Source organism: Pseudoduganella ginsengisoli, from assembly GCF_009720865.1.
In the GTDB taxonomy this organism is placed as follows: domain Bacteria; phylum Pseudomonadota; class Gammaproteobacteria; order Burkholderiales; family Burkholderiaceae_D; genus Rugamonas; species Rugamonas ginsengisoli.
Map to the genome: position 1 here is coordinate 1 of NZ_WNLA01000112.1, position 255 is coordinate 255.

Annotated in this window: 1 rRNA gene; it reads right to left on the reverse strand. The window is 50.2% G+C overall.

Annotated elements, in window-relative coordinates:
* Window positions 1-255 (reverse strand): 23S ribosomal RNA (locus GM668_RS31980); the annotation flags it as partial.

Here is a 255-nt window from a genome sequence, read left to right on the forward strand (position 1 = left end):
ACTATCACGTACAGGCTCTTCCCATTTCGCTCGCCACTACTTTGGGAATCTCGGTTGATTTCTTTTCCTGCAGCTACTTAGATGTTTCAGTTCGCCGCGTTCGCTTCACACACCTATGTATTCAGTGAGTGATGACCTAAAAGGCCGGGTTTCCCCATTCGGACATTTCCGGATCAAAGCTTGTTTGTCAGCTCCCCGGAACTTTTCGCAGACTTCCACGTCCTTCATCGCCTGTAATCGCCAAGGCATCCGCCA